At 44.1% G+C, this 4,974-nt stretch carries 4 protein-coding genes and 1 pseudogene; 1 reads left to right on the forward strand and 4 read right to left on the reverse strand.

Going from position 1 to position 4,974, the window contains the following annotated elements; translation table 11 throughout:
• Nucleotides 1-1,518 (forward strand): T9SS type A sorting domain-containing protein (locus tag IH879_19520; GenBank protein MCH7677118.1); only part of this gene is annotated, 1,518 nt, incomplete at its 5' end.
• A 492-nt stretch (nt 1,519-2,010) separates the two neighbouring features.
• On the opposite strand, the gene IH879_19525 is transcribed toward IH879_19520, so the two are convergent.
• The 4 genes and pseudogenes from IH879_19525 to secE form a co-directional block, all read right to left on the reverse strand.
• Entirely contained in the window at nt 2,011-3,693 is a 1,683-nt protein-coding gene (locus tag IH879_19525; protein MCH7677119.1) for a right-handed parallel beta-helix repeat-containing protein, read from the reverse strand.
• A 60-nt stretch (nt 3,694-3,753) separates the two neighbouring features.
• On the reverse strand, nt 3,754-3,957 hold the full coding sequence (locus IH879_19530) for a hypothetical protein (protein ID MCH7677120.1): 204 nt from the start codon (nt 3,955-3,957) through the stop codon (nt 3,754-3,756).
• A 414-nt stretch (nt 3,958-4,371) separates the two neighbouring features.
• A pseudogene (locus IH879_19535) lies at nt 4,372-4,539 on the reverse strand (transcription termination/antitermination protein NusG).
• A gap of 2 nt (nt 4,540-4,541) precedes the next feature.
• A complete protein-coding gene (secE, locus tag IH879_19540) occupies nt 4,542-4,736 on the reverse strand; it encodes a preprotein translocase subunit SecE (GenBank protein MCH7677121.1) in 195 nt (64 codons plus the stop codon).
• Nucleotides 4,737-4,974: the final 238 nt, after the last annotated feature.

The following is a 4,974-nucleotide window of genomic DNA, read 5'->3' on the forward strand; positions in this document are numbered from 1 at the left end:
GTCGGGGGGAGTTTTACTCTGGCCGGAGCAGTACGCGTTAGTAATATCGCAAAATGGGACGGCAGTTCCTGGACTGCTCTGGGCAGCGGAACGAATGGACTTGTGCTAGCTGTAGCAGTAGACGGTAGCGATCTATACGTCGGAGGGAATTTTACCACAGCAGGCGGCGTAAGCGCCAGCAACATCGCCAAGTGGGACGGCAGCAACTGGTCGGCGCTGGGCAGCGGCATCAGTGGTGGCGATGTCAGAGCATTGGCGGTCAGCGGCGGAAATGTTTATGTAGGGGGAGTCTACACAACTGCCGGCGGGTCAAGCGCAAATAATATTGCTAAATGGGACGGTTCTAATTGGTCAACATTAGGCAGCGGCGCCACAAATGGCGTAAATGGACCGGTATTCGCCATTGCTTCAAAAAATAATGAGGTCTACTTAGGAGGGAGTTTTACAACTGCCGGTGGTCAAAGCGCGAAACACATTGTCTCCTGGAATAGCTCAACGAGCACCTGGTCTCAGTTAGGCAGCGGGGTAAGTGGTTATATCAACGCTGTCGTTATCTATCAAAACAATGTTTATGTGGGAGGACTATTTACAACAGCGGGGGGAGTTAGCGCTAAAAAAGTAGCCAAATGGGATGGCAGCAATTGGTCTGCGTTGGGCGATGGACTTAGTGGAGGTGACGTAAACAGCATTGCCGCCATCGGCAGCGAGCTGTATGTAGTAGGCAGTTTCACCACCGCTGGAAGTGGTAGCGCGAATAGAATCGCCAAATGGGATGGCAGCAGCTGGTCTGCACTGAGAAGTGGTATCGATGGCGGCCCGGTCTTTGCCGTGGCAATTGGTCTTGCCGAGGTTTACTCAGGAGGCAGCTTCTCAACCGCAGGAGGAAAGACTTCCAATAAATTTGCTTTGTGGACTGACGGTACGGTTCCCGTGGAGTTGACTTCTTTTACAGCTCAAGCCGACAGGGGTTTAGTTAATCTCCGCTGGACAACCGCAACTGAACTTAACAATTATGGTTTTGAAATCGAAAGGATGATAGTTAATACTGAGGCAAGTTGGGGAAAAATCGGGTTTGTCTCAGGCAATGGTACAACCACTGAACCCTACGCATACTCCTACACAGATGATGTGCAGTTGTTAGGCCGTATGACTGCCCTTACCTTAAAATACCGGCTCAAGCAGATTGATTTAGACGGCACCTTCGAATACCACAATACTGTTGAAGTTATAATCGGTGAGACACCGCAAAGCTTTGTCCTTGGGCAAAATTATCCAAACCCATTCAATCCGGAAACAACAATTGAATTTGTAGTTCCCGAAAACGGCTTAACGACCTTGAGAGTCTATAACATTCTCGGTCAGGAGGTAGCGACTCTGGTAAACGGAAATTTGAGTAAGAATGTTGTTCATAAAGTTAAATTTGATGGCAGTTTATTACCTAGCGGCACCTATATCTATATCATAAGCTCGAGCGAATCGGGGCGATCAGAAAAGAAAACAATGATGTTGGTGAAATAGAGGCGAGAAATCATAATCATTTCTATCAGAGTGAAACCCTGGTTATTGCGCAGTTTTTTTTTGAGTCTTTGAAGCGATATCACGCTTAAGTATCTCAAAGTAGGGAAAAGATGAGTTATTGAAATCAATTATCAATAAATGATGATTTGTTAATAATATCGGCGCAAATCCGGAATCATTTGTGGTTGCGGTGGTTGGAACCAGCGTGCCAATATTTGTTGAAAACTGAACATCCTCGCCGACGACCGGTTGGTTAGACTGGTTTTAAAACCACAGCCTTCTCAATTGAGCTGCCGCCCGGGGCAACTACATCCCGATACCTTTGTAAACGGACGAGAATCTTCACTTGCCCGCCTGGATCCTACACACTCGGATCAAGCGGCGGATTTTTGGGGCAAACCCAAAAGCTCAATCCAATCAAAGAGCAGAAAAAAGGAACTAATATTGTTTTGTTGAATTTATAACTCATCCTGTGCTTCGCAGAATTTTCCACTATTTGATCAGTAGCATCCGTCGAGTCTGTTTCATTTGCCCAAAACGGAGTTCATAAAAATAGACGCCGGAGGCAGCCGCTCTACCTGATTTATCGACACCGTTCCATTGAAGTTTATAGCTGCCTGGACCTTTTCTTTCGTTTAAAAGAACCAACACTTCCTGCCCCATAGAATTGAAAATAGTTAGCCTTACCAGTTCATTTGTTTCAGTTAAACCGGTCTCAGGAATCGCAAATGATAGAGTAGTTGTCGGATTAAAGGGATTCGGGTAATTTTGATCCAGAGTAAATGTGCCTGGATTAGAATAAACAGCTTCAACCGTTTGGCTCAATTCGAAAGAGCCATCTGTGTCTATCTGTTTAAGCCGGTAAAAATAAACCCCTTCAAAAACATCATCCTTGAATTCGTAAACCTGCGGCACAGTTGAGGTTCCATGTCCCCGGACGAATGCTACTTTAACAAAGCCCTCATTTTTCGAATTGCTTCGCTGAACTTCAAAGCCAAAATTGTTGGTCTCAGATGCAGTAGACCACCTCAAAACCCCTTGGTAAAATCCAAAAGAAGCTAGTTCAACCGGAACTGCAGCGCCGTACTCGAAGGCTCCCAAGTCCGGGGCGCTGCCCAACACGAAAATTCCCGCGGGATTGGCAGGGTTCCCGGCATCGATGCCCGGCGAAGAAACTTGTAAAGTAAAATCGTTACTACTGGTGTTTACAAAAACCGGGTCCATGCTGATGTTAAAAAACACGTCTGAAGGATCGCCATTTGAATTTGTAGTGTTCAGGTCTCCCACGCCGGCCGGCGTTCCAAAAAAGTTTGCGGCTGTATTTGACCAAACGTTATTGTATTTTATTGTTGGAACCGCTTCAGGATCGTTAACAGCAATTCCAAGAGTCATGTTGCTGACGACAATGTTATTTTCAATTGCAGGAGAAGAAGAATCGCTTATCGTAATGCCAAAATCATTTTGCACAATTGTGTTTTGCCAAATGTCAGGTTTAGAACCACTTAGGCAGTCAATCGCTGTGTGGTCATTATCATGAATGACATTCTCAGTGATTTGTGGATGCGATTTTTCACATAGAATCGCAGAAGAAAGGGCGACGTTGTTGAATATTTTATTTTTTGAAATCGTCGGCGAGGCGTCGTTGCATCTGATCGCGGTATTGCCGTTGCTTTGAAATTGATTCGAATCAATTAAGGGAGACGACCCGTTTAAGCAGTCTATGCCATTAGTATTTGACCGGAAACTCGAATTGCGAATGCTTAAATCTGAATTTGAAACCGAAATTCCGGTCGCTGCATATTCAACGACCAGATATTTCAATGTACCGCCGCCGGTACTGCTGAATAAAATTCCGCTCCAATCACCTAAATTAGGTGAAGCATTACTGGAGGTAAAACGAATCGAATCGGTCGAAGTACCCCTTGCAATCAAAGTTCCGTCCAGAGTAAAATCAACGCCGCTGTTGAAATTAATGATGACGCCAGGTTCGATGGTCAGGGTATCGCCGGCAGGCACTGAAATATTTCCGGTCGCAGTAAAAGGGCTGTCGACGACTTTGAGGGTATCGTGGCTCCCCGAAACGAGAACGCCACTAATATTGCCTGCAAATAAATTGCTTGAAAATAAAATTAAAACAAGAATGAAAAAAGTGGTAAGCTTAGAACTGAAAATCATTTCGTCTCCCGTTTTTATATGTCGAGTTCACCTCTGATATTTCTTCTTAAGGATACATTTTTATAACTGCACCCCAATGTAAAGCATCAGCAAACTCATAATTAACAAAACAGCGCCTGAGAGCTTACGATGGGCAACAGAACCATAATCGGTAAAAACAAGTTTATTGCCGATCTTACTCATTTTTACAATAAGTCCCGGAGCAAAGAAAAACAAAAAACTAAATCCCATGAACATCAATCCTGCTAAAATAAAAATTGCCATTGAACACCTCTCAAATCCGTCTGATAATTAATCCGTTATTTCTTTCCAATAAAGGTAGTGATACTTACCGACACTTGGATAATACGGCGGGGGGGTATCGACAAACCTGTCATCATAATGATAATCTTTCTGGTAGCCGGTTGTACCCCACCAGCCAAACGTGCCGACCGGACCGCGCACTTTTTGACTCAAAGAACCGTAAATGGTTAAATCGCCTCTGGGCGATCCGGAAGCATAATTTTGAACTGTAAAAGAATCTCCAAGTGTTAGAATAGCCGCGTTGATTATTACGTCATTCTGATTCCATACGTTATTTAAAATTAGAACGTCTGTTTTAGCAATAAGGCCGAGGTAGTCGTCACAGCCTGATTTGGGTTCGCCACTTGGCCAAGAATCTTTATAAACAATGTCGTTTTTGATCTTAATCTTTTTTTCCTTGGGGACGATGACGCTAAAAATCTTATCTTCCATGTCCAAAGATTCAATTCGCTGTTTGAGATTTCGTGCCACGGCATCCTCGTATCCAGAATAGGTATGAATCACATACCAATTGCGTTCTTGGGTTGTTTGCTGCTTGGGCATAGCTAAATGATATATCTATCCAGTAAGGCGTTGAAAAGAAGGTCGAAACCTCCCAAAAAAATCGCCACGGCTATAGAAAACACAATCACAATAATCGTATCTCTTATGGTACGTTCTCTGGTGGGCCAGTTTACTTTTTTGGCCTCAATCCGCGCCTCTTTTAAGAAAGTTATAAGTGCTGGAACAGGATTTGTCATGTTATCTAAAAATGCCCCCGTAGGGCACATGTCTAGTATATAAATCTTCTCTAGAAAAGTCAAGTCTTTGACAAAAGAAAGGGAGGGAATGAATCCCTCCTGTTTATTCGATGAAGATACGTTCGACAAGTACTGAGGTGACTCGATAATTACCTCCAGATGTTTCTACGTACCCCATCCCTGTCATTGATTCTAAATTCCGCTCCAGAGTGCTAGTGCCAGGGCCGAAACTAAAGGG

The organism is candidate division KSB1 bacterium (genome assembly GCA_022562085.1).
In the GTDB taxonomy this organism is placed as follows: Bacteria; Zhuqueibacterota; Zhuqueibacteria; order Oceanimicrobiales; family Oceanimicrobiaceae; genus Oceanimicrobium.

Bases quoted from the DNA above. Each gene is read 5' to 3' on its own strand.
- secE (MCH7677121.1), bottom strand. From the start codon at position 4,736: ATGACAAATCCTGTTCCAGCACTTATAACTTTCTTAAAAGAGGCGCGG.
- IH879_19530 (MCH7677120.1), bottom strand. From the start codon at position 3,957: ATGGCAATTTTTATTTTAGCAGGATTGATGTTCATGGGATTTAGTTTT.
- IH879_19525 (MCH7677119.1), bottom strand. From the start codon at position 3,693: ATGATTTTCAGTTCTAAGCTTACCACTTTTTTCATTCTTGTTTTAATT.